The organism is Polaromonas sp. P1_E1_2 (assembly GCF_056406035.1).
Window position 1 is genome coordinate 1 of sequence record NZ_JBFUAZ010000012.1, and the last position, 22,000, is coordinate 22,000.

The 22,000-nt window shown below is 62.5% G+C and carries 21 protein-coding genes; 9 read left to right on the top strand and 12 right to left on the bottom strand.

Annotated elements, in window-relative coordinates; all coding sequences use genetic code 11:
* From AC1D1P_RS01560 to AC1D1P_RS01575, 4 genes are all read left to right on the top strand, one after another.
* On the top strand, nucleotides 1-1,289 hold a 1,289-nt coding region (locus AC1D1P_RS01560; protein ID WP_477671894.1), incomplete at its 5' end, for an MBG domain-containing protein.
* 114 nt (nucleotides 1,290-1,403) lie between these two features.
* Nucleotides 1,404-1,685 (top strand): hypothetical protein, encoded by a 282-nt coding sequence (locus AC1D1P_RS01565; RefSeq protein ID WP_477671895.1) that lies wholly within the window; start codon nucleotides 1,404-1,406, stop codon nucleotides 1,683-1,685.
* Nucleotides 1,686-2,204: 519 nt separating this feature from the next.
* Complete coding sequence (locus tag AC1D1P_RS01570; RefSeq protein ID WP_477671896.1) at nucleotides 2,205-3,890, top strand: ShlB/FhaC/HecB family hemolysin secretion/activation protein; 1,686 nt, start codon at nucleotides 2,205-2,207, stop codon at nucleotides 3,888-3,890.
* 495 nt (nucleotides 3,891-4,385) lie between these two features.
* Nucleotides 4,386-4,583 carry a hypothetical protein gene (locus AC1D1P_RS01575; protein WP_477665830.1) on the top strand — a complete coding sequence of 66 codons (198 nt, stop codon included), beginning with the start codon at nucleotides 4,386-4,388 and terminating at the stop codon, nucleotides 4,581-4,583.
* Nucleotides 4,584-4,618: 35 nt separating this feature from the next.
* On the opposite strand, the gene AC1D1P_RS01580 is transcribed toward AC1D1P_RS01575, so the two are convergent.
* The 3 genes from AC1D1P_RS01580 to AC1D1P_RS01590 form a co-directional block, all read right to left on the bottom strand.
* Nucleotides 4,619-4,906, bottom strand: coding sequence for a pentapeptide MXKDX repeat protein (locus tag AC1D1P_RS01580; RefSeq protein WP_477671897.1), 288 nt, complete (start codon nucleotides 4,904-4,906; stop codon nucleotides 4,619-4,621).
* A gap of 96 nt (nucleotides 4,907-5,002) precedes the next feature.
* On the bottom strand, nucleotides 5,003-5,794 hold the full coding sequence (locus AC1D1P_RS01585) for a molybdopterin-dependent oxidoreductase (protein WP_477671898.1): 792 nt from the start codon (nucleotides 5,792-5,794) through the stop codon (nucleotides 5,003-5,005).
* Nucleotides 5,795-5,837: 43 nt separating this feature from the next.
* Nucleotides 5,838-6,434 carry a cytochrome b/b6 domain-containing protein gene (locus AC1D1P_RS01590; protein ID WP_477669225.1) on the bottom strand — a complete coding sequence of 199 codons (597 nt, stop codon included), beginning with the start codon at nucleotides 6,432-6,434 and terminating at the stop codon, nucleotides 5,838-5,840.
* Between the two features lie 225 nt (nucleotides 6,435-6,659).
* On the opposite strand from AC1D1P_RS01590, the gene AC1D1P_RS01595 reads away from it, so the two are divergent.
* On the top strand, nucleotides 6,660-7,226 hold the full coding sequence (locus AC1D1P_RS01595) for a TVP38/TMEM64 family protein (RefSeq protein WP_457280523.1): 567 nt from the start codon (nucleotides 6,660-6,662) through the stop codon (nucleotides 7,224-7,226).
* Nucleotides 7,227-7,228: 2 nt separating this feature from the next.
* Here the strand turns inward: AC1D1P_RS01595 and AC1D1P_RS01600 are convergent, their stop codons facing one another.
* From AC1D1P_RS01600 to AC1D1P_RS01625, 6 genes are all read right to left on the bottom strand, one after another.
* Nucleotides 7,229-7,645, bottom strand: a complete 417-nt coding sequence (locus AC1D1P_RS01600) for a hypothetical protein (RefSeq protein ID WP_477671899.1) — start codon at nucleotides 7,643-7,645, stop codon at nucleotides 7,229-7,231.
* Between the two features lie 3 nt (nucleotides 7,646-7,648).
* Nucleotides 7,649-8,176, bottom strand: a complete 528-nt coding sequence (locus tag AC1D1P_RS01605; RefSeq protein WP_457280525.1) for an O-acetyl-ADP-ribose deacetylase — start codon at nucleotides 8,174-8,176, stop codon at nucleotides 7,649-7,651.
* A 69-nt stretch (nucleotides 8,177-8,245) separates the two neighbouring features.
* Nucleotides 8,246-8,977, bottom strand: a complete 732-nt coding sequence (locus AC1D1P_RS01610; RefSeq protein ID WP_457280526.1) for an amino acid ABC transporter ATP-binding protein — start codon at nucleotides 8,975-8,977, stop codon at nucleotides 8,246-8,248.
* The gene (locus tag AC1D1P_RS01615; protein ID WP_457280527.1) at nucleotides 8,955-9,722 is read right to left on the bottom strand and encodes an amino acid ABC transporter permease; all 768 of its coding nucleotides are present in this window, start codon (nucleotides 9,720-9,722) and stop codon (nucleotides 8,955-8,957) included. Before AC1D1P_RS01615 ends, AC1D1P_RS01610 begins: the two co-directional genes overlap by 23 nt.
* 18 nt (nucleotides 9,723-9,740) lie before the next feature.
* Nucleotides 9,741-10,508: a basic amino acid ABC transporter substrate-binding protein gene (locus AC1D1P_RS01620; RefSeq protein ID WP_477671900.1), complete on the bottom strand. Its 768-nt coding sequence runs from the start codon at nucleotides 10,506-10,508 to the stop codon at nucleotides 9,741-9,743.
* Nucleotides 10,509-10,685: 177 nt separating this feature from the next.
* A complete protein-coding gene (locus AC1D1P_RS01625; protein WP_477671901.1) occupies nucleotides 10,686-11,576 on the bottom strand; it encodes a dienelactone hydrolase family protein in 891 nt (296 codons plus the stop codon).
* Nucleotides 11,577-11,887: 311 nt separating this feature from the next.
* Between AC1D1P_RS01625 and AC1D1P_RS01630 the strand changes: the two genes are divergently transcribed.
* The 4 genes from AC1D1P_RS01630 (at nucleotide 11,888) to AC1D1P_RS01645 (ending at nucleotide 17,413) form a co-directional block, all read left to right on the top strand.
* Nucleotides 11,888-12,694, top strand: coding sequence for a DUF2726 domain-containing protein (locus tag AC1D1P_RS01630; protein WP_477671902.1), 807 nt, complete (start codon nucleotides 11,888-11,890; stop codon nucleotides 12,692-12,694).
* A 67-nt stretch (nucleotides 12,695-12,761) separates the two neighbouring features.
* The gene (locus AC1D1P_RS01635) at nucleotides 12,762-13,049 is read left to right on the top strand and encodes an HNH endonuclease (RefSeq protein ID WP_477671903.1); all 288 of its coding nucleotides are present in this window, start codon (nucleotides 12,762-12,764) and stop codon (nucleotides 13,047-13,049) included.
* The gene (locus tag AC1D1P_RS01640; protein WP_477671904.1) at nucleotides 13,046-15,817 is read left to right on the top strand and encodes a 7TM diverse intracellular signaling domain-containing protein; all 2,772 of its coding nucleotides are present in this window, start codon (nucleotides 13,046-13,048) and stop codon (nucleotides 15,815-15,817) included. The genes AC1D1P_RS01635 and AC1D1P_RS01640 overlap by 4 nt, the downstream gene beginning before the upstream one ends.
* 9 nt (nucleotides 15,818-15,826) lie before the next feature.
* Nucleotides 15,827-17,413, top strand: a complete 1,587-nt coding sequence (locus AC1D1P_RS01645) for an alkaline phosphatase D family protein (RefSeq protein WP_477671905.1) — start codon at nucleotides 15,827-15,829, stop codon at nucleotides 17,411-17,413.
* Between the two features lie 171 nt (nucleotides 17,414-17,584).
* Here AC1D1P_RS01645 and AC1D1P_RS01650 read toward each other — a convergent pair whose 3' ends face one another.
* The 3 genes from AC1D1P_RS01650 to AC1D1P_RS01660 form a co-directional block, all read right to left on the bottom strand.
* The gene (locus AC1D1P_RS01650) at nucleotides 17,585-19,441 is read right to left on the bottom strand and encodes an ABC transporter ATP-binding protein (RefSeq protein WP_477671906.1); all 1,857 of its coding nucleotides are present in this window, start codon (nucleotides 19,439-19,441) and stop codon (nucleotides 17,585-17,587) included.
* 115 nt (nucleotides 19,442-19,556) lie between these two features.
* Nucleotides 19,557-20,267, bottom strand: a complete 711-nt coding sequence (gene serB / locus AC1D1P_RS01655) for a phosphoserine phosphatase SerB (RefSeq protein ID WP_477671907.1) — start codon at nucleotides 20,265-20,267, stop codon at nucleotides 19,557-19,559.
* Nucleotides 20,264-22,000: transcription-repair coupling factor (locus tag AC1D1P_RS01660; RefSeq protein ID WP_477671908.1), on the bottom strand; the 1,737-nt coding region annotated here is incomplete at its 5' end. The genes AC1D1P_RS01660 and serB, both read right to left, overlap by 4 nt.

Genomic DNA, 22,000 nt, shown 5'->3' on the forward strand with positions numbered 1-22,000 from the left:
GCATCACGCTGGGCACCAATGTGACCGGCCTGCAAACGCTGGCGACCACAGAACCTGGCGCTGCGGGCGACATCAGCCTCACTGCCGCCAATGCGCTGAGTACCAGCAATCTCGCCATCAGCACTAACGCCGGGTCTGCGCAGACAGTCAGCGTGTCATCCGCGGCCGGCATCACGGTCGACAACGCCTTCGGCAATGCGCAGGACAAGTTCAAGCTGATCACGACCGGTGGCAACATCGCCATCAACGGCGCGCTGACGGCCAGCGAACTCACGCTGAGCACCGCCGGTACCAGCACACAAACCGCGGGCATCACGGCCACCGGCCTGGAGCTGCTGGGCACGGGCAGCCACGCACTGACCAACGCCGCCAATGCGGTGACCACGCTGGCCGGCAACACAGGCAACGCCAGCTACTCGCAGGCCGGTGCGCTGGCCATTGGCACCGTCAACACAGCAGGGCTGACTGCCAGCGGCAAGGTGTTGGTGCGCACCACAGGGGCGGCCAGCGACCTCACTTTGAACAACACCGTCACCTCCGGCAGCGCGGCCAATGATTCCCTGGTGTTGGCCGCCGGGCGCAACCTTGTGAACAACGCCGGGGCTGGCGCGCTCAATCCTGGCGCGGGCGGCCGTTTCCTCGTGTATTCGACCGATCCGGCTGCCAGCACCCTGGGCGGCCTGGTTTCCACCGGCAACGCCTTTGGCCGCACCTATGCCGCCAATGCGCCCAGCGATGCGTCAATGGCCTCTCTCACCGGTAACCGCTTTGTCTACAGCGTTGTGCCGACGCTCAACGTGAGCGGCGACAACGTGAGCAAGGCATACGGCGGCGCCGACCCGGCCCTCACCTACACCGTCAACAGCGGCCTGGTGGCGGGCGACACCGCGGCAACTGCGCTGAACGGTGCGCTGTCGGCGCCCACAGGCGCTGCCACGACCAGCCCCACACATGCCATCACGCAGGGCACGCTGGCATCGGCCCTGGGTTACAACGTCGTCTATACCAACGGCACGCTGACGATGACCGGTACGCCGCCTTTGCCTGCATCCCTTTTCGGCGTGACGGCAGCGCTGGATGGGCCTTATGTGACCGCGCTCAACACCATTGCCGGCACGGGCAATGCCATGGGTGGCGTCACGGGTGGCGCCGATAGCGCCAATGGAGATGGCACAGGCAGCATATCGAGCGCGGTGGACGACGATCCGTTCAACATACTGGATGATGGCGCGCGCATGAAGGCGTTGAATGCCGCCGCAGAGGCAGCCCGCCAGGACAGAGGCGAATAGGCGGCAGCTTGGGGAGGAGGCGGGGTAGGCGAGGCCCTGGTGGGCCTGCGGTGAGACTCTGCGCAGGCAGCCTGCACGGGTGTGGTTACCTTGCTGGCCACTGGCTTGCCTTTGGTGACTGCCAGTAAAGGCAGTACTACGCCCGGCACGCCAGACACAGTGCAGTACAGGATCGCGCTGCAAACCATCTACCAAACCAGCCGCGAGACGGTCAACAGCGGCCCCGCCAGCTTCATTGAGCCCGACAACCGCGACGATGAGGCGGGCGGGAATGGCAACGGCAGTAACGGCAACAGCGGTGACAGCGGCAACGCCAGGCTGTCGAACTCGCTGGTCAGTATCGTCAGCTGCGGTTTATTGATGCCCAAAAGCGTTAGCCGTGCCACTTGTGAATAAACCATTTTCATGGCTCTTCATTAGCTCAGTCGGGCTGTAGCCATTTATGGGCGGGCGCAAGCAGCTATTAAAAATGTAGCAATGACTCCGCGAAAGCCAAGTCGTCCCCCAACGATGGCAAGCTGGACGCGCGGCCTGGCCATTTCGGAGCCTGCAGGGAATCCCTGGTTGGGCTGAGCGCTTACATCAATTGGGGCGCCGTTGGGCGACGGATTAGGGTGGGCCTCATAGCGCATTTGTGCTACAGGCAAAACCGGCAGATATAGTTACGATTGGTTTCATGTCCCTAAAAATGGGGACATACAGGATGAGCGGTCTCTGCGACATTGCCGGAGCGGTCACGCTGGACGTACTGCATCCGCAGTATGGCTGCATGAGAGTCGGGTACACACAATTGCAGGATGTCGCCCGGGGCATCGAAGCCATGGCCCGGGGGGCGATGGGGTGTATGGATGGTCAGCTGCCATGAAGGAGCAGTGGCTTGTGTTGGATGAGTATTAAGAAAAGTAGAGCGAAAAAATGAAACAGGATTCGTTACCCCTTTCCGCGCTGGCTTCAGCCCTGTTGGTAGCTTTGCATACCGGCGCCTGGGCGCAGACTGCCCCAGCCCCTGACGCCGGTCAGGTGCTGCGCGACCTGCAGCAGGCGCCCGCCTTGCCGCCGCCACAGAGCGTTCCGCTGCAGCGCATCGAAGAGTCAGCCGACCTCAGCCAGAAGGGCGAGGCGAAGGTGCTCGTCAAGTCCATCACCATCACCGGCAACCAGGAGATCCCCAGCGCGCAGCTGCAACCCCTGGTGGCCGGCCTCATAGGTGCCGAGCAGTCCTTGAGCCAGCTCAGTGCCGCCGCCCGCCGCATCACCGCGTATTACCGCCGCCAGGGTTTTGCCGTGGCTCGCGCTTATTTGCCCGCGCAGGACATCACCGATGGCGCTGTCACCATCAGCGTGATTGAAGGGCGCATTTCCAGCCACAAGATCAACAACCAGTCATTGCTGAGTGACGAGCGCGCGCAGGCCTACCTTGGCCAGGTCAAAGACGGCGACGTCATCAAGTCCGACCAGATTGACCGCGGCCTGCTGCTGCTGCAAGACACGCCCGGCGTGAGCAGCTCGCGCGCCACGCTGCAGCCCGGCGCCAGCGTGGGCACGTCCGAGCTGCTGATTGAGGTCAACCCGGCCAAGCCCTACAGCGGCAATGTCGTGGTCGACAACTACGGCAGCCGCTACACCGGCGAATACCGCGTGGCCGGTACGTTCAATCTTGTCAGCCCGCTGAAGATCGGTGACCAGCTCACCGTCAATGCGCTGACCAGCGGCCGCAACCTGAACTTCACGCGGCTGGCCTATCAGTTGCCTGTCGGTAGCGACGGCCTCAAGGTAGGCGCCGCCTACTTCGACACCCGCTACAAGCTGGGCCAGGAGTTTGAAACCCTGCAGGCCCATGGCACGGCCACCTCCGCCAGTGTGTTTGCCGCTTACCCCTTCATCCGCAGCCAGCTTAAAAACCTGAACGGCACCGTGTCGGTGGAAGACAAGCAGCTCAAAGACTATGTAGACGCCACCTCTACCTTCACACCCAAGAAAGTCCTGGTCACCACCTTCGGCCTTTCAGGCAACCTGCAAGATGCCCTGGGCGGCGGGGGCATCACCGGCCTGGACCTGTCGGTGGCGATGGGCAACCTGCGCATCAACTCGCCCACCGCATTGGCCATTGACGCGGCCTCGGCCCAGTCCAGCGGCAGTTACACCCGTGTTTCTTATGGCGCCAACCGTCTGCAGCGCTTTACCGACAGCACCTTCCTGGCCGTGTCAATGACGGGCCAGCTGGCCAGCAAAAACCTGGATTCGTCCGAGAAGTTCTCATTGGGCGGCGTCAACGGCGTACGCGCCTATCCGCAGGGTGAGGCTGGCGGCGACGAAGGTTACCGCGGCACGGTTGAGTTGCGCCACAACGTGATGGCCAATGTGCAGGCTACCGTGTTCTATGACTGGGGCAAGGTCACCATCAACCGCAACCCTTTCGGCGCGGCGGCTTCCAACAGCCGCCAGCTGGCCGGCGCGGGTTTTGGCCTGAATGCCAGACTGGCGGGTGTGCAGCTGCGTTCTTCGCTGGCCTGGCGCACCGACGGCGGCCTGCCGACTTCCATCCCGGCCTCATCGGCCAAACGGCCCACGCTGTGGCTGCAGGCGTCCATGGCGTTCTGATGGGCCTGGTATCTGAAGCCTGCCGGCGGTTCTCAAATCTCCCAAGTAAATCGGGTTTTTGGCTAATAAGGACGGGCGCAAGCAGCTATCAAAAACATAGCGCCATCGTGGCGCCGCCTTGCAAGTTGCTGTGTGAAAGCATCGCGGCCTGGCGATCTGGGACGCGGTGGAACAAGGGGCGCAAACTATCGCGCGCTGGACGCGCTGAAAAAATAGCGCGCCGAGGTTTCCAGGACGCGCAAGGCGTTTGCCCGGACATCGCTTGAGAGCTGCTTCGGGGCTTGTACGTAAAACGGCCAGTTTGCAGAGGTGCGGCCCTGTGTTGGCCGGGTGACCGGAGTGACTGGCGTGGCCAGGGTGACAGGGGTGAAGGGTGGCCTGGTGGGCGGGTCATGTAGAAGCTGCATGTCAGTCTCTGGGTTGGGTTGTTCTATGGAATCACTTTGAAGAACAATGGTACTGTACATATATACAGTCTTCAACTATGATTTACCCATGGACACAAACACCCCACCCGAATGGATTGCCCGCTGCGCTGAAAGGCTGCACCAGCGATGGCACACCGTCGGGCCTGACCAGCTTGAAGAGGTCGCAGCAGTCATCTGGCAGGACGTGAACCTGCGGCGCATGGCGCCCGCTGACGCCGCGGCGCTGTGGCTCAAGCCGGTTGTGCCGGCCCCAGATGGGACATAGCGGGCCGGCCGCAAGCGGCGCGGCGCGCAGCGGCCTTACTTTTTCATTTCGTCCTTGCCCATGGCGTCCTTGGCCATGGGGTCTTTTTTCATCTTGTCCTTCTTCGCCATCTTGTCGCCTTTCTTCATGCCATCTTTTGCCATGGCGTCCTTCGCCATGGCATCTTTCGCCATCGGGTCCTTGGCCATCGCATCTTTTTTCATGCCGTCCTTGGCCATGGCGTCTTTGCCCATGGCATCCTTTTTCATCGCGTCTTGCGCCATGGCGCTGCCGCCGGCGAAGAGCATGCAGGCAGACAGGAGGGAAGCAGTCAATTTGTTCATGGTGTTGTCCTTGAGTGGTAGTGAATGAATGGATGGGTTGAATGAAAAAGGCAATCGTTAAATGATTGCCCGCGTTGCAGGGTCTCTGAGCGGTGCTCAGCTACCTCCGAACCAGTTGTAGCCCTGGTCTTCCCAGTAGCCTCCAGGGTAGGTGTTGGTGACAAAAATCGCCTGGATGTGTTTGGGGTTCTTGTAGCCCAGCTTGGTGGGCATGCGCAGCTTCATCGGGAAGCCGTATTTGGGCGGCAGCGGCTGCCCGTCGTAAGTCAGCGCCAGCAGGGTTTGCGGGTGTAGCGCGGTGGGCATGTCGATGCTGGTGAAGTAGTCGTCGGCGCATTTGAAGCCGACGTACTTCGCGCTCAGGTCGGCGCCCACATGACGCAGGAAACTGCCGAAGTGCACGCCGCCCCATTTGCCGATCGCACTCCAGCCTTCCACGCAGATGTGGCGGGTGACCTGGTCCACCTGTGCCATGGCGCGCAGCTCGGGCAGGGCCCATTTGCGCCTGTCGGCCACCATGCCCGTGACTTCCAGCCGGTAGCTGCTTTCCTCGATTTCCCGGATTTCGTCCTCGCCGTAGTAGGCGTTAAAGGGGAAAGGCCGGGTGATCATGGATTCGGGGTAGGTCGGCGCCAGGCGGTTGGGATCAAACAGCAAGCCCTGCACTTCGTCGTTGATGCGCGAGATCTTGCCGAGAGCGGTGTTGACGCTTTCGCTGTCGTCCAGCATGCAGCCGGTCAGCATGGAAAGGCCACCCAGCGTGAGCGAGGTGCGTAAAAAATTGCGGCGTGCCGTGCCGAGCTTGCGGGTGTGGGCAATGCGTGCAACGGCTTCGCCCAGCACGGCGGCGCTGTCGATGTCCATACGGGGAGGGGGCTTGATGATCATGGGTAATCCTTGCGGCTTTGCGGCGATTAGGCAGTTCGTCGGGTCAGCGGCCGCGAACCATGTAGACGAGGGTGCGCGGCACCAGCGCCACCATCACCAGGTGAACCGCGACGAATGCGGCCAGCGCGGCCATGGCGAAAAAGTGAACCAGGCGCGCACCTTCGTAGCCGCCCATCAGTTCGCGCAGGAGCGGAAACTGCACAGACTTCCAGAGCACCAGGCCCGAAACGACGAGCAGGACACTGTCCACCATGACGAAGAGATAGGCCAGGCGCTGAACGGTGTTGTAGTGGCTGGGGTCGGCATGGGCCAGCTTGCCCTTGAGGGCCGCCAGCAAGTCGGCGACCAGTGCCCTGGGTGAAAGCGGAAAGAATTTGTGAAAGAGCCGGCGCGTGACGATGTTGAACGCCAGGTAGAGCAGGCCATTAAAGAACAGCAGCCACATGGCCGCAAAGTGCCACTGCAGCGCGCCGCCCAGCCAGCCGCCCAGCGTGAGGTCTTTGGGAATGCTGAAGCCCAGGAAGGCCGTGGCGTTGTAGATGCGCCAGCCGCTCATCATCAATACCACCACGGCCAGCGCGTTGAGCCAGTGCATGGCGCGCAACCAGCCGGGGTGGATGATCTGCCGGGACGTGTTCATGAAATGCTCCTCTTGTGCTGGCCGCAACGCCCGGATTTCCAGTGGATTGCCGGGATTTCCGCCGCAGTCTTGCTGCGTGTTGCTGTTTGGTCGGGCCGGGCGGGCGCTTCTTACAGGCTGATGGCATTTATTTGCAAAAAGGGCCCCGGGCTGGCTGGATGGCCATGGGTTGGCTGGCGCCTAAAATCGGCCGGTGTCCCTGCCCAAACCCGCAATAGAGTCAAGATGCACCGCTACAAAAGACTGATCGCCGTGGTCGCGTTTCTGGGGCTGCTGCTGGCGGTGTTCCAGCTTTCCGGTTTGCGCGACAACTTCAGCCTGGTCTTCTTGCACCAGAAATTCCTGGACAACGAAGTCAGCGGCTTGCTGATTTTTATCGCGCTGTTTGCGCTGGGCAACCTGATCCAGATCCCCGGCTGGATTTTTCTGGCCGCGGCTGTGCTGGCGCTCGGCGAGATGTGGGGTGGCCTGGCAACTTACCTCGCAGCCGTGATCTCATGCGCCTTCACCTTCTGGCTGATTCGCCTGATGGGCGGGGACGCTTTGCGGCAGATCAAGGGTCGGTGGGCTCAACGCACGCTGGCTCAGCTGGACGCGAGGCCGGTGGCGAGCATTGTGGTGCTGCGCACGCTGCTGCAGACCGTACCGGCGCTGAACTATGCGCTGGCAATGTCTGGCGTGAAGTTTCGTGACTATCTGGTGGGCACCCTGCTGGGCCTGCCGCTGCCGATTGCGCTGTACTGCGTGTTTTTTGATTACCTGGCGCGGGTGTTGAAGGTGCCGGGGTACTGAACCTAAACGGCGTTGCCTGCCATGCGGGCAAAGAAGGGCAGCGCAATCGCTGCCGCAAGAGAGAAGAAAAAAACCAGCCCATAGGTCATCAGGGCGAGCAAGGCTCCGCCTTTCAATTCAAGGGGTGCACCCGCCCTTGTTCTGGMTCGCGAGCCGAGCCACCATGCACCCAGACCCAGTTGTGCCGCCAGTCCGGTGGCCAGGTCCACAAGGGATTGGCGTATGGGGTCCGAGCCGGCGCCCAGCGACCTGACAACAGCACCGACGGCGAACAGAACCATGAACAGGACAACACCGAAAATGAATGCGTGTTTCCAGCTCAGTTGCGTACGGCGATAAAGCCAGGCCGCCAGTTTGACGCAGACAACATACGAAAAAATGGTGAATGCAATCGGGACAAGGCCGGGAAGTTCTGGCATGCGTCAATCTCCGCAGTCAAGGGCCTTGCCCAGCACATGCTGGTAGACCGCCAGGTCTTGCGCCGAAAAGCAGCAGAACACCACTTCCGTCAAGGAAGAGGGTTGCTGCAGAGCCTGGCGCACGCTGGCCACTGCGACCTGGGCAGCCAACTCAATCGGGTAGCCGTAAATGCCGGTGCTGATGCTGGGGAAGGCCATCGACGTAACGCCTTTGGCTGCCGCGATTTCCATGGCGCGCCTGTAGCAGGAGGCCAGCAACTCAGGCTCGCCGTTGCCGCCACCGCGCCAGACCGGACCCACCGTGTGGATGATGAACTTCGCCGGGAGCCGGTAGCCTTTGGTGGCTTTGGCCTCGCCGGTTTTACAGCCGCCCAGCAGGCGGCATTCATGGACCAGTTCAGGCCCTGCAGCGCGATGAATGGCACCGTCGACACCGCCGCCGCCCAGCAGCGATGAATTGGCAGCGTTGACGATGGCGTCAAGCTGCAGTTTCGTGATGTCGGCCTGGACGGCCCGGAGGGTTGCAGGCATGGCGACCTCTCTGGATGGCTGAACCTTGTTGGGAGAAACGCGTGCCCGCAGGAGCGGGCGCGCGCTGTCTCACAACACCTTGCTCAAAAAGCGCTTGGTACGCTCTTCCTTGGGGTTGTCAAAGATCTCCGCCGGTGAGCCCTCTTCGATCACCAGGCCTTCGTCGATGAACATCACGCGGTCGGCCACCTGGCGGGCAAAACCCATTTCGTGGGTGACGACCACCATGGTCATGCCTTCTTCGGCCAGGGCCTGCATCACGGCCAGCACTTCGCCGACCATTTCAGGGTCGAGCGCTGAGGTGGGTTCATCAAACAGCATGATGCGCGGCTGCATCGCCAGCGCACGGGCAATTGCCACGCGCTGCTGCTGCCCGCCCGAAAGCTGGTTGGGGTAGGCGTCGATCTTTTCGAGCAGCCCGACCTTGACCAGCAGTTCACTGGCACGGTTGCGCGCCTCCAGTGCCGTCAGCTTGCGCACCTTGGTGGGCGCCAGCGTGATGTTTTCCAGCACGGTTTTGTGTGGAAACAAATTGAAGCGCTGGAACACCATGCCGATTTCCGAGCGCAGGGCATCGACGTCGGTCTTGGGTTCGTGCACCGACACGCCGTGCACCAGAACCTCGCCGCCGCTGGCGTCTTCCAGTCCGTTCAGGCAGCGCAAAAAAGTGCTTTTGCCCGAGCCGGAAGGGCCGATGACGCAGACGACTTCGGTGGCCTTGATGGCGCAGTCGATGCCGCGCAATACCGGCGTGTGGCCAAACTGCTTGGTCAGCCGCTTAACGCGAATCACCTCGTCCATAACGAGCCTCCAGTTTTTTGACAAGGTAAGCCAGGCCCAGCGTCAGCACCCAGTACATGAGGGAGATGGTGAGGTAGGGCTCCCAGTAGCGTGAATAGGCGCCGGCGACGGTGCGCGCGGCGTAGGCCAGTTCGGCCAGACCAATCGCCGAGATCAGCGACGAGTCTTTCAGCAGCGAGATCGCGTTGTTGCCCAGCGGCGGCAGCATGCGGCGAAAAGCCTGCGGCAGCACGACGTGGTACATGGTGCGCGGAAAAGACATGCCCAGCGAACGCGAGGCTTCGACCTGGCCCTTGTCGATGGACTGGATGCCGGCGCGGAAGATCTCGGAAATGTAGGCGCCGGCATTGAGCGTGAGCGCCACGATACCGGACAGGAAGGCGCCGTAGTTCTGCTTGATGTCGCGCGCTGTCTCGCCCGAGATGATCAGGCCGTCAGTCGGGTTGATGAACAGCGGCAGCACTGCGAAGTGGATCAGCAGGATCTGCACGAACAACGGCGTGCCGCGGAAAAAGCTGACGTAGACGGTAGAGGGCCAGCGCAGGGCGTATTTGCAGATCGCGCGCGCGGGCGAGTGGCGCGATTCGGCCACGCGCGCCATGCCGACCGCCAGGCCCAGCAAGGTGCCCTGCACGATGCAGATCAGTGTCACCATGATGGTCATCTGCAGGCCGCGCCAGAACAGCACGCTGTACTCGGCAATGATGTCGGCCCGGAACCAGCCGAACCAGAGGACGTGTTCCATAAGGAGGTGTCCTGGTGGTTACTGGGCGGGCAACGCGGGAGCGTCGGCCTGGAACCATTTCTTGTAGATGGCGGCGTAGCTGCCGTCGGCCTTGACGGCGGCCAGGCCTGCGTTGAGTTTGTCCTGCAGCGCCTTGTTGCCCTGTTTCACGACGATGCCGAAGTATTCCTTGGGAAAGCTCGCGTCGCTGACGGTCTTGAGCTGTTTGTGTTCCTGGGCGCGAAAGGCGATCACGCCGTTGTCGCCGATGGCGGCGTCCAGGCCGTTGTTGGCCAGCTCGGAGATCACGACCGGGGTGCTTTCAAAGCGGCGGATGTCGGGGTTGGTCTTGCCGAATTCGCGCGAGGCCATGTCGTCGCCGGTGCTGCCGGTGACCACGCCGATTTTTTTGCCGGCAAGGTCTTTCAGGCTCTTGGCCGTGCTGTTGCTGTGCACGGCGATCAACTGGCGGGCTTCGAAGTAGGGGGCGGTGAAGTCGTAGGACTGCTTGCGCTTGTCGTTGATGGTGACGCCCGAGATGACCAGGTCCACGTCGCCGTTGTTGAGGGCCGCAAAGATGCCGGTCCAGGGGGTGTTGACGATCTTGATCTGCAGGCCGGCTTTCTGGGCGATGGCTTTGATCATGTCCACGTCGTAGCCGACAATTTCCTTGGTCGGGCTCTCATAGGCAAAGGGACGGTAGGTGGCGCTGGAGCCGACGACCAGCTCCCTGTTTTGGGCCTGGGTTGCGCCCAGCGCACAGGTCAGCAAGCCGGCTGTCGCGGCAATTTTTTGCAGAATGTTCATGGTTGTGTCCAGAGGATCTGAGTGAGGGAAACGCTCGCCGGCTCACGGACAGGCCGAAAAGCGAAAGTAGCCAATGGTAACGCGTGCAAAAGCCGTGCCTGGTGCGTTCCGGGCAGGGTTTTCGCGGGGGACGATGCTGGGATGGGCGGGCAGCGGGCCCGCGATGCCTGCCCGGTTCTAGGCCCTGAGCTGTTTGTTGAAAAACGCCAGGGTGCGCTCCCACGCCAGCTTTGCCGCGGCGGCGTCATAACGCGGCGTGGTGTCGTTGTTGAAGCCGTGTTGCGTGCCCGGGTACTGGTAGGCGGTGTAGTTCGCACCTGCCGCCTTGAGTGCCGCCTCGTAGGTGGGCCATGCGGCATTGATGCGCTCATCCACCGCGGCGAAATGGATCAGCAGCGGCGTCTTGACTTTGGCGGCATCTTCCGCTGCCGGCAGGTTTCCGTAGAAGGGAACGGCTGCGCTGAGCTCCGGCAGGCGCGTGGTGAGGGTGTGCGACATACCTCCGCCATAGCAGAACCCGACCACACCCTGCTTGCCGGTGCAGTCGTCCCGGCTCTTGAGCCAGGTGGTGGCCGCCACGAAATCCTCCACGCACTTTCGCTGGTCCAGTTTGGCGAACAACTCGCGCGCCTTGTCTTCGTCGCCGGGGTAGCCGCCCAGGGGGGTGAGTGCGTCGGGTGCGAAGGCGATGAAGTTGTCCAGCGCCAGTCGGCGGGTGATGTCTTCAATATGCGGGTTGAGSCCRCGGTTTTCATGAATGACGRGCACGCCGGGCAGTTTTCCCGTGGCATTGGCGGGCCTGGCCAGATAGCCTTTGACTGTGCCTGAGCCGGCGGACGACGGATAGCTGACCATGTCGGTCTTGATGCGTTTGTCATCCCGGGCAATTTGCTGCCCCGCGGCAAAATCGGGGCTGAGGGCGGCCAGCAGGGCTGTCGCGGTCAGGCCGGCGGTGGCGAATTTCTGGGCGCGCTCCAGAAAGCCTCGCCTGTCGATCGTGCCATGGACATAGGCATCAAACAGAATCAGCAGTTCCTGGTCAAAATCCTGGGCGGTCTTGCGTGGCATGTTGGGCTCCTGCAAAAAATCGAGCATACCGATTCGTGGCCTGCGTGGCAAAGGTCATCGTCAACCCGCAGGGCCGCGTGTTTTGCAGCGCCATCCGGATGCTATGAAAAATATAGCTGCTTGCGCACGTCGGGGTTGGGCTGGAAGCTCTTTTGTGCCCCAGATTCCTGGAAAACCGGTAAAACCTGTTTTAATAACGCACCGGGACGCTGGCCTGAATTGACAGGGCGTCCGTTCTGTGACTCACTGGGGTCGCTGTTCGTACTGCCTGGCTTCGGCGGCATCCCCAATCGATAGAGGAGAACTACATCTTGAACCTGATTTCATGGCTGATGACGTTGCTGGGCGTCGCTGTGGGCGCGCTTGCAGGTGTTTTGCTGTATGCCGCCTGGCTGCGCAAAAGCGCGAGTGCGAAGCTGCGGATACCCCACAAATGGCCGCTGCGTGCCCGTGGGGTGGTGACCAACGATGAATACGAGGTATGGAAATGGCTGCGAAGCACTTTCCATGACCATGCGGTGATGGTCAAGCTGCCGGTGCTGCGCTTTACCATTCCGCTGGAAAAAGACAAGGAAAAGGAAAAAGACAAGGAAAAAACCGAACGCCTGCTTGAGCTGCTCAATGGCGTCTATACGACTTTCACCATCTGCACCCTGGATGGCAAAGTCGTCGGTTGCGTGGATTTGCGCGGCAAGCGTGATGTGAGCAAGGCCACCCGCCAGCTCAAGGAGACACTGTTGTCGGATTGCGGCATTGCCTACACCTCCATCAAGGCCGGCCGTCCGCCCACGGTCAGCGCCATGCGTGCCGCCTTCCTGGGGGAAATTCCGGAGGAGCTGGTGCAGGAGCACCAGGAAACCCGCGGCGGCGACAGCAGTTTCCACGCCGACCTGGAATCTTTCACCCGGGAACGTGTCAAGGCCGCCAAGGACGCCGCGCTCAAGGAACTCAACAAGGACAACCAGCCCGAATCCCCGCGAGCCACGGCTACCCGCAATGTCGGTTTCAACCCCGATGGCACCGGCGGCATTCGCATAGACAAGAACGACCGTTTTGCCACGCAGTGGGAAGACTCCTTCACCCAACCCGCCGACGCGCGGCCGGCCAGGATCGAATAGGGAGCGCGGCAATGAGCGCTGCGCAAAGGCAGCTGCCCGCGAGCGGCGGTCAGAGGAAAACGCTGCCGTGAGCAGGCTGGGGCATACCCGGGACAAGATCTACAAAACTGTGGCACGGCAGCTCCACGGGGTGGTGCCGTGCTGGGTGTGCGGCGAACATGTCACGCCCCAGGCCGCCACCCTGGAGCACATCCTGCCCCTGAGCGAAGGGGGCAACAGCCATGCAGAAAACCTGGCGATCAGCCATGAAGTCTGCAACGGCCAGCGGCACGCTGCAGGCGCCGTTCCGGCTTCTGCCGCCTCGCCGGGGCAGGTGCAAAGGCGCAAGTCCCTGCTTCTTGCCGCCAACCCATGACGTCTTGCTTCCGGTACCTGTTTCGGGTTGTGCTTGCCCTGCTGCTGGTGGGTGCCGGGCCATTGGTTCGGGCGCAGCCGCAGGAGCCCGCGCAGGAGCGCACCGAAGCGGGTGAGATCACCATCGGCAGTGACGGCAGATATGTACTGTCGCAGTCGTTTACCTACCTTGAAGACGCCGGCGGCGAGCTGACGCTGGCCGACCTTTTGAAACCGGATGTCCAGGCGCGTTTTCAGCCGGTGCCGCAAACCGGCTCGGCCACCAATTTTGGTTTGACCAGCTCGGCCATCTGGCTGCGTGTGAACCTGCGGACCGAACGCAGCACACCCGCAGACTGGATGCTGGAGCTGGCCTATCCGCCGCTKGACCGGCTGGAGCTGTATTCACCGGACGGCAAGGGCGGCTTTGTGTGGCAGGTGGGCGGTGACCTGTTGCCTTTTGCCGATCGGGCCGTGGTGCACCGCAACCATGTGATGCCGGTGCGTCTCAAGCCCGGTGCCGTCAATACGCTCTACCTTCGGGTGACGTCGGACGGCACGGTGTCTGCGCCCGTTCGTCTCTGGCAGCCTGCAGCGCTGTGGCGGCACGACCAGGCTGAGTACGCCACGATCAGCCTCTACTTTGGGTTGCTGGTCGGGCTCTTTTTCTACAACCTGCTGCTGTTTTTCTCGGTGCGTGACCGGGCCTACCTGATCTATGTGGCATTTGTCGGCTGCATGGCCATCGCGCAGGCCGCGTTGACGGGTTTTGGCGCGCAATTCATCTGGCCGGGCCTTACCTGGTGGAACAGCATTTCGCCCCCTGCGGGCATGGCGGCGACCGCCTCATTCGGCATTTTGTTTGCACGCAGCTTTCTTTCCAGTGCACTCAAGATGCCCCGCATGGACCGCTTTATAAAGGCGCTGGTGGGCGGCTGGCTGCTGACCCTGCTGGCCGCTTTTACGATGCCTTATGTGGTGTCGTCATGGATGGTGACCGTGCTGGCGGTTCTCAGTGTCACCACGCTGGTCGCGGTGGGTTTGCTGAGCGTGCGCATGGGGCATCCCGGGGCCCGGTATTTCCTGGCGGCCTGGGCCTTGCTGCTGGTGGGTGTGGTGACGCTGGCGTTGCACAACACGGGTGTCCTGCCGTCGAATGTGCTCACGGCCAATTCGCTGCTGATCGGGTCGGCGCTGGAAATGGTGGTGCTGTCGTTTGCGCTGGCGGACCGCATCAACGTCACACGGCAGGAAAAAGAGCAGGCCCAAGCCCGCATCATGGCTGAGCAATCCATGGTGGAGGCCTTGAGCGTTTCCCAGGAAAATTTTCGCACCCTGCTGAAAGAGCGCGAAATGATCCTGGAAAATTCCATTGTGGGCATTGCCTTCCTGACACCGGATGGCCGCTTTCGCTGGGCCAACCAGGCCATGCTCAAAGTATTCGGTGCAGGCAGCAATCCGTTGACTTCGATGGAGCCGTTTTACCTGTCGCGTGAGCAGTACCTGCAGGTGGGCGGTGAAGTGGCCGCCTGCGTGAGCCGCGGTGAAAACTACGAAGGCGAGATCCAGGTCCGGCAGTTTGACGGCACCTTGATCTGGGTGTCGCTGTCGGGCAAGTCCGTTGCCGAACGCGACCTTTCGCAGGGCACGGTATGGGTGATCATCAACATCACGCAGCGCAAGGAACTGGAGGCCAAGCTGCTGCGCACCTCCTCGGAGCGCGAAGCCATTCTTAACAGTGCGCTGGTGGGTATTGTGCTGTCGGTGAACCGGCGCCATGAGTGGGTCAACGAGAAATTCGCCCAGATGATCGGCGGCCCGCGCGAAGAACTGATGGGGCAGTCTTCCAGCTATATCCATCCCGACCTTGCCACCTGGGAGCAGTTCGGCAAGGAAGCGCGTGAGATGCTGATTGCCACCGGCAGTTATATCAATGAACGCCAGCTCAGAAGGCGGGACGGACAGCTCTTCTGGGTGCAGATGGCCGGCAGTTGTGTTCAGCCCCATGACCCTGATTCAGGTGTGATCTGGGCGTTTCTTGACATCACCGAACGCAAGAAATCAGAGGAAGACACACGCGAGGCCCTTGAGCAGCAAAAGGCGCTCAATGAACTGCGCACCCGCTTCGTGGCCATGACCAGCCATGAGTTCCGTACACCGCTGTCTGGCATTCTTTCCGCCGAGGAATTGCTCAGGCATTACGGCAGCCGCTTGCCTGAGTCGGAAAAACTGGAGATTCTGGACAGCATTGCTGCCGGCGTGAAACGCATGACGGGCATGTTGGACCGCGTGCTGCTGCTGGGCAAGGCCGATGCCCAGATGCTGGAGTTTGAACCGCATCCGCTGGACCTGCACAGGCTGTGCCATCAATTGGTGGAAGAGGCGCGCACCCAGCAACCGGACAGCCTGTGCGAGTTGCAGCTGGATTATTCCGCCGGGGCGGGAGAAGGCCTGTACGACGAGAAGCTCCTGCGCCACATCTTCAGCAACCTGCTCTCCAATGCGGTCAAGTACTCGCCGCTGGGCGGTCTTGTGCGGTTCACCGTGAGCATCGATCAGGACATGACCGTCATGGAGGTGGCGGACGAGGGCATCGGTATTCCAGAGGACGAGTTGCCGCACCTGTTCGAATCTTTTCACCGCGCCAGTAACGTGGGCACCATCCAGGGCACCGGCCTGGGCCTGGCGATTGTGCGCAACGCGGTCGACATCCACGGCGGCACCATCGATGTGCACAGCAGCGCCGGCTCGGGAACCACGTTCATCGTGCGCCTGCCAGCCAGGCACTGAGCGATCCACATGACTCCCGTAATCCACAGGCGCCGGTTGCTTCAGTCGCTGGCGGCGGCGGGTGCTGGTTTTTACCTGCCACCCAGGGCATCGGCCCAGCAACGGCTGACCGGCAATCCTTTCACGCTGGGCGTGGCCAGYGGCTCACCCACCCATGACTCGGTGGTGCTCTGGACGCGGCTGCTTCTGGACAATGATGCGGCCATGCGCTTGCAGCCGGCGCCGGTGGCCGTACGATGGGAGATTGCGCACGACGATCATTTTTCGCGCATCGTGCAAGCCGGCCAGACCCATGCTGTACCCGGTCTGGCCCACTCGGTGCATGTGGAAGTGCAGGGCCTGGAGGCCGATCGCTGGTATTTCTACCGCTTTGCGGTGGGCGAGGCGGTAAGCGCCACCGGCCGCACCCGCACCTTTCCGGCACCCGATGCCGCTGTGGGGCGGCTGCGGCTGGCCTATGCCTCTTGCCAACGCTGGGAACACGGCTACTACAGCGCCTACCGCCATATGCTTGCTGAAGAGCTTGATCTCGTGCTCTTCCTGGGCGACTACATCTACGAGTACCCCAACGCCGGCCAGCCGGTGCGTGTGCCCACGGGCGGCTGGGTGCTCACGCTGGACGACTACCGCCAGCGCTATGCCTTGCACAAGGGCGATGCCGACCTGCAGGCCATGCACGCAGCCTGCCCGTGGATGGTGACCTGGGACGACCACGAGGTGCAAAACGACTACGCGGGCGCCACACCCGGCAACAGCGGGCCGCCGGCGCCGGACTTTGCCGCCCGCCGCGCTGCCGCTTACCAGGCGTTTTATGAACACATGCCCGTGCGCGCTTCGGCGCTGACGCGGGCCGTGGCCGGCCTGGCAAGCGGCGCTGAAATGCGCATTTACCAGCGCGTTCCCTACGGCCGCCTGGCCTCGCTCTACATGCTCGACGCCCGCCAATACAAGGATGCGCAGGCCTGCACGCGTGACGGGAAAACCGGCTCCAGCACACTGAGCCCCGCCACCTGCGCTGCGTGGAAGGATCCGGCCCGCAGCATGCTGGGTTCGCAGCAGGAAAGCTGGCTGGACGCCGAATGGGGCCGGGCCGCCAGCAAGGATAGCGGCTGGAACGTGGTCGGCCAGCAATCGCTTTTTGGCCAGCGCGACTTTCGCCGTGGGCCTGAGCAGGTTTTCTGGAACGACGGCTGGGACGGTTATGCAGCGGCGCGTACACGCTTCACGGATTCGCTGCGCAAGCACGCCGTTGCGAATCCGGTCATCCTGGGCGGCGATGTGCATGAAAACTGGGTTGGCCACATCAAGGCCGACTACGCGGATACTTCCAGCCCGTCCGTGGGCACCGAGTTTTGCGGCACCAGCATCACGTCCCGCTCTGCCGGCAACGCGAAAATTCCGGACTACCTCGCCGAGAACCCGCACTTTGTATTTGCGGACTCAGAACGCAAAGGCTACGGCGTGGTGGAACTGACCCCGCGCAAGCTGACCACCACCTTGCGCGTGGTGAGCGACGTGACGCGTGCCGACAGTGGTGTGCAAACACTGGCGCAGTTTGCGGTGCAGGCGGGGCGCCCGGTGGTCGAGAAAGCCTGAATCCGGCATGAGTGCAGCAGGCTCCGGGTTCAGGTATTTTGAGGCTTTTTCGTAAGCAAAATCGGGCTCTAGCCCTTTCATTACATGCGCGGGCAGCTATTAAAACAATAGCAAACGAGTGCCCGCCCAGATGAGTACCTAAGGCGCGGGCACCCGGCGCGGCCAGCAGCGTCAAGCCGCCAGCTCTTCTTCTTCCAGGTTGTCGCTGAGGAAGCCACCGCTTTGGTGCGCCCAGAGCCGTGCATACAGGCCGCCGTTGGCCAGCAGGCTGCGGTGGTCGCCTTCTTCGACGATGCGCCCCTGGTCGAGCACGATCAGCCGGTCCATCGCGGCGATGGTCGAGAGGCGGTGGGCAATCGCAATTACCGTCTTGCCCTGCATCAGGGTGTTCAGGCTGCTCTGGATGGCGACTTCCACTTCGGAGTCGAGCGCGCTGGTGGCTTCGTCCAGTAGCAGGATGGGCGCGTCCTTGAGCATCACACGCGCAATCGCGATGCGCTGGCGCTGCCCGCCTGAAAGCTTCACGCCGCGCTCGCCCACGTGGGCGTCGTAGCCGTGGCGGCCGTGCGGGTCGGTCAGGTCGGCGATGAAGGTGTCGGCCTCGGCACGCCGCGCGGCCAGGCGCATGTCGTCGTCCGTGGCGCCGGGGCGGCTGTAGGTGATGTTGTCGCGCACCGAACGGTGCAGCAGCGAGGTGTCTTGCGTCACCATGCCGATGTGGCTGCGCAGGCTGTCCTGCGTCACGGTGGCAATGTCCTGGCCGTCGATCAGGATGCGCCCGCCGTCGAGGTCATAAAACCGCAGCAGCAGGTTGACCAGCGTCGATTTGCCTGCGCCGGAGCGTCCGATCAGGCCTATCTTTTCGCCGGGCCTGACGGTTAACGTCAGCTGGTCGATGACCGGCTTGTTCTTGCCGTAGCTGAAGTTCACGGCTTCAAAGCGCACTTCGCCGCGCGGCACGTCCAGTGCGGCCGCATTGGGCGCGTCCACGATGGTGTGCGGCCGCGAAAGCGTGTTGATGCCGTCCTGCACGGTGCCCACGCTTTCGAAAAGGCTGGTGGTCTCCCACATGATCCAGTGCGACATGCCCTGCAGGCGCAGCGCCATGGCAGTGGCCGCGGCCACCGCACCCGCGCCGACCTGGCCCAGGTGCCAGAGCCATAACGACGTGCCGGCCATGCCGAGGATCAGGCCCATGCTGAGCGTGTGGTTGACGATCTCGAACGCGCTGACCAGGCGCATCTGGGTGTAGCCGGTCTTCATGAACTCGCTCATCGCGTCGCGCGCGAAGCCGGCCTCGCGCCGGGTGTGCGAGAACAGCTTGACGGTGGTGATGTTGGTATAGGCGTCGGTGATGCGGCCTGTCATCAGCGACCGGGCGTCGGCCTGCTGCTTGCCGATGCGGCCCAGCCGCGGCACGAAGTAATAGAGGCTCGCGATGTAGAGCGCCAGCCAGACCAGGAAGGGCGCTACCAGTTTCGTGTCGAAGGCGGCGGCCAGAACCGTCATGGTGGCGATGTAGACGCCCATGGCCACCAGCACGTCGGCCAGCACGAAGAGCGTGTCGCGCACCGCCAGTGCGGTCTGCATGACCTTGGTGGTCAGCCGGCCGGCGAATTCGTCCTGGTAGAACGACATGCTTTGCCCCAGCATCAGGCGGTGAAAGTTCCAGCGCAGCCGCATCGGGAAGTTGATGGCCAGCGTCTGGTGCTTCACGGTGGTCTGCAGCGCCACGGCGGCGATGCTGGCCACCACGATGAAGGCGAGCCAGCCCAGTGCGTTGCCGTGCTCGACCCACAGGTTGGCGGGCGCCGTCGCGCCCAGCCAGTCGACGATGCGGCCCAGCATGGCGAACAGCAAGGCCTCAAAAACCGCCATGACCGCCGAGAGCAGCGCCAGCTGAAGGATGTAGCTGCGTGCGCCTTCGGTGCAGGCCCACAGAAAGGCCATGAAACCCTTGGGCGGCAAGGAAGGGTCAGCGTCAGGGTAGGCGGGAAGCTGGCTTTCGAATCGTTTGAAAAAACCCATGGATGTCGTTTGTCTTTGGTTCAGGTGTCTGCTTATAAGGTGTTATGGCTGTGGGATCGTTGACTTATTTCGGAGTGATTGATGCGCCGGCTGTGATGCCGGCAACACCGGGGCTTCAGCTGAAGAGCTCCAGCAGGCGGTCCAGGCCGCCTTCATTGATGGCCACCATGGCCTGCTCGCGTACGCGCGGCTTGGCGTGATAGGCCACCGAGAGGCCGGCCACGCCCATCATGGGCAGGTCGTTGGCGCCGTCGCCCATGGCGATCGCCTCAAGCGGGTTGATGCCAAGATTGCCGCAGGTCTCAATCAGCATCTTGCGCTTCTCTTCGCCGTCGCAGATGTCGCCCCAGGGCTGGTCGACCATCTTGCCGGTGAGAAAGCCGTCTTTCATCTCCAGCACGTTGGAGCGTGTGTAGTCGATGCCGAGCTCGTCACGCACGCGATCGGTAAAAAAGGTGAAGCCGCCGCTGACCAGCAGCACTTTCATGCCGGCCTCTTTGCATGCGTGCACCAGCTCGGCGGCCCCGGGGTTGAGCTTGAGGCGCTCGTGGTAGACCTGTTCCATGCTGGCCACGCTCACGCCCTTGAGCAAGGCCACGCGCTGGCGCAGGCTTTCCTTGTAGTCGGTGATCTCGCCGCGCATGGCGGCTTCGGTGATGGCGGCTACCTCGGCCTTGCGGCCCGCAGCGTCGGCGATTTCGTCCACACACTCGATATTGATGAGCGTGGAATCCATGTCAAAGGCGATCAGCCTGAAATTGCTGAGCTTGAGGTCTGGCGTAGAGACGTTGACGACGAGGCCGGGGGAGATTTCAGCGGGGGTCATGCGGGCGTTGCTTCTGTGGTGGAGGGGGTTTTGGGTTGACCGAGAGAGCGCAGGATGTCGCGCACCATTTGCGCGCGGTCTTTGGGTTCGGGGAGCTCGCGCTCGATACGCAGCTTGTCGTTGCCGGCCAGCTTGATGTGCCGGTTCTTCTGGATGAGGTGCATGATGGCCATCGAATCGATGGGCGGGTCTTTCTTGAAGGTGATGTTGATGCCGCCGGGCGCGGCATCGACCTTGACCACGCCGTAGGGACGGGCAATCACGCGCAGGCGGTGCACGTCGATGAGTGTCTGTGCCTGCGGCGGTAGCTTGCCGAAGCGGTCGACAATTTCCTCCAGCAGCGCATCGATCTGGTCGGTGTTTTTCGCGGTGGCCAATTTTTTGTAGAAGGACAGGCGCAGGTGCACGTCGCCGCAGTAGTCGTTGGGCAGCAGGGCGGGGGCGTGCAGGTTGATCTCGGTGGTCACGCTCAGCGGTGACAGCAGGTCCGGCTCGCGCCCGGCCTTGAGCGAGGCCACGGCTTCGCTGAGCATCTCGTTGTAGAGCTGAAAGCCGACTTCGAGCATGTTGCCGCTCTGGTTTTCACCCAGCACTTCGCCGGTGCCGCGGATTTCCAGGTCGTGCATGGCCAGGTAAAAGCCCGAGCCGAGTTCTTCCATCTGCTGGATGGCTTCGAGCCGCTGGCCGGCCTGCTTGGTCAGGCCCTCGATGTCGGGCACCATCAAATAGGCGTAGGCCTGATGGTGGCTGCGGCCCACGCGGCCGCGCAGCTGGTGCAGCTGTGCCAGGCCGAACTTGTCGGCACGGCTCATCACGATGGTGTTGGCGGTCGGCACGTCGATGCCGGTTTCGATGATGGTCGAGCACAGCAGCAGGTTGTAGCGTTGGGCGATGAAGTCCTTCATCACGCGCTCAAGCTCGCGCTCGGGCATCTGGCCGTGCGCCACTGCGATTCGCGCTTCAGGCAGTATCTCTTCGAGCTTTTCGCGGCGGTTCTGGATGGTCTCGACCTCGTTGTGCAGGAAGTAGACCTGGCCGCCGCGTTTCAACTCGCGCAGCACTGCTTCCCGGATCACGCCGTTGTTTTCGCTGCGCACAAAGGTCTTGATGGCCAGGCGCCGCTGCGGCGCAGTGGCGATCACGCTCAGGTCGCGCAGGCCTTCAAGCGCCATGCCCAGCGTGCGCGGGATCGGCGTGGCGGTCAGCGTCAGCACATCGACCTCGGCGCGCATGGCCTTCATGGCTTCTTTGTGGCGCACGCCAAAGCGGTGCTCTTCATCGATGATGAGCAGGCCCAGGCGCTCGAACTTCACGTCCTGGCTGAGCAGCTTGTGCGTGCCGACCACGATGTCGACCGTACCGTCGGCCAGGCCCTTGATGGCGGCGGTAATCTCTTTGCCCGAGCGGAAGCGGCTCATCTCGGCAATCTTCACCGGCCACTTGGCAAAGCGGTCCACCAGCGTCTGGTAGTGCTGCTCGGCCAGCAGCGTGGTGGGCGCCAGCAGGGCGACCTGCCGCCCGCCGGTGACGGCGATAAAGGCTGCGCGCAGGGCCACTTCCGTTTTGCCGAAACCCACGTCGCCGCAGACCAGGCGGTCCATGGGCCGCGGGCTGATCATGTCCTGGATCACCGCATGGATGGCGGCGCGCTGGTCGGCGGTTTCTTCAAAGCCGAAGTCGTTGGCAAAGGTTTCGTAGTCGCCGGGCGAATAGCGGAAAGCATGGCCTTCGCG

Coding starts and splice junctions, on each gene's coding strand:
- AC1D1P_RS01570 (WP_477671896.1), top strand. CDS start 2,205: ATGAAACAGGATTCGTTACCCCTTTCCGCGCTGGCTTCAGCCCTGTTG.
- AC1D1P_RS01575 (WP_477665830.1), top strand. CDS start 4,386: ATGGACACAAACACCCCACCCGAATGGATTGCCCGCTGCGCTGAAAGG.
- AC1D1P_RS01580 (WP_477671897.1), bottom strand. CDS start 4,906: ATGAACAAATTGACTGCTTCCCTCCTGTCTGCCTGCATGCTCTTCGCC.
- AC1D1P_RS01585 (WP_477671898.1), bottom strand. CDS start 5,794: ATGATCATCAAGCCCCCTCCCCGTATGGACATCGACAGCGCCGCCGTG.
- AC1D1P_RS01590 (WP_477669225.1), bottom strand. CDS start 6,434: ATGAACACGTCCCGGCAGATCATCCACCCCGGCTGGTTGCGCGCCATG.
- AC1D1P_RS01595 (WP_457280523.1), top strand. CDS start 6,660: ATGCACCGCTACAAAAGACTGATCGCCGTGGTCGCGTTTCTGGGGCTG.
- AC1D1P_RS01605 (WP_457280525.1), bottom strand. CDS start 8,176: ATGCCTGCAACCCTCCGGGCCGTCCAGGCCGACATCACGAAACTGCAG.
- AC1D1P_RS01610 (WP_457280526.1), bottom strand. CDS start 8,977: ATGGACGAGGTGATTCGCGTTAAGCGGCTGACCAAGCAGTTTGGCCAC.
- AC1D1P_RS01615 (WP_457280527.1), bottom strand. CDS start 9,722: ATGGAACACGTCCTCTGGTTCGGCTGGTTCCGGGCCGACATCATTGCC.
- AC1D1P_RS01620 (WP_477671900.1), bottom strand. CDS start 10,508: ATGAACATTCTGCAAAAAATTGCCGCGACAGCCGGCTTGCTGACCTGT.
- AC1D1P_RS01650 (WP_477671906.1), bottom strand. CDS start 19,441: ATGGGTTTTTTCAAACGATTCGAAAGCCAGCTTCCCGCCTACCCTGAC.
- serB (WP_477671907.1), bottom strand. CDS start 20,267: ATGACCCCCGCTGAAATCTCCCCCGGCCTCGTCGTCAACGTCTCTACG.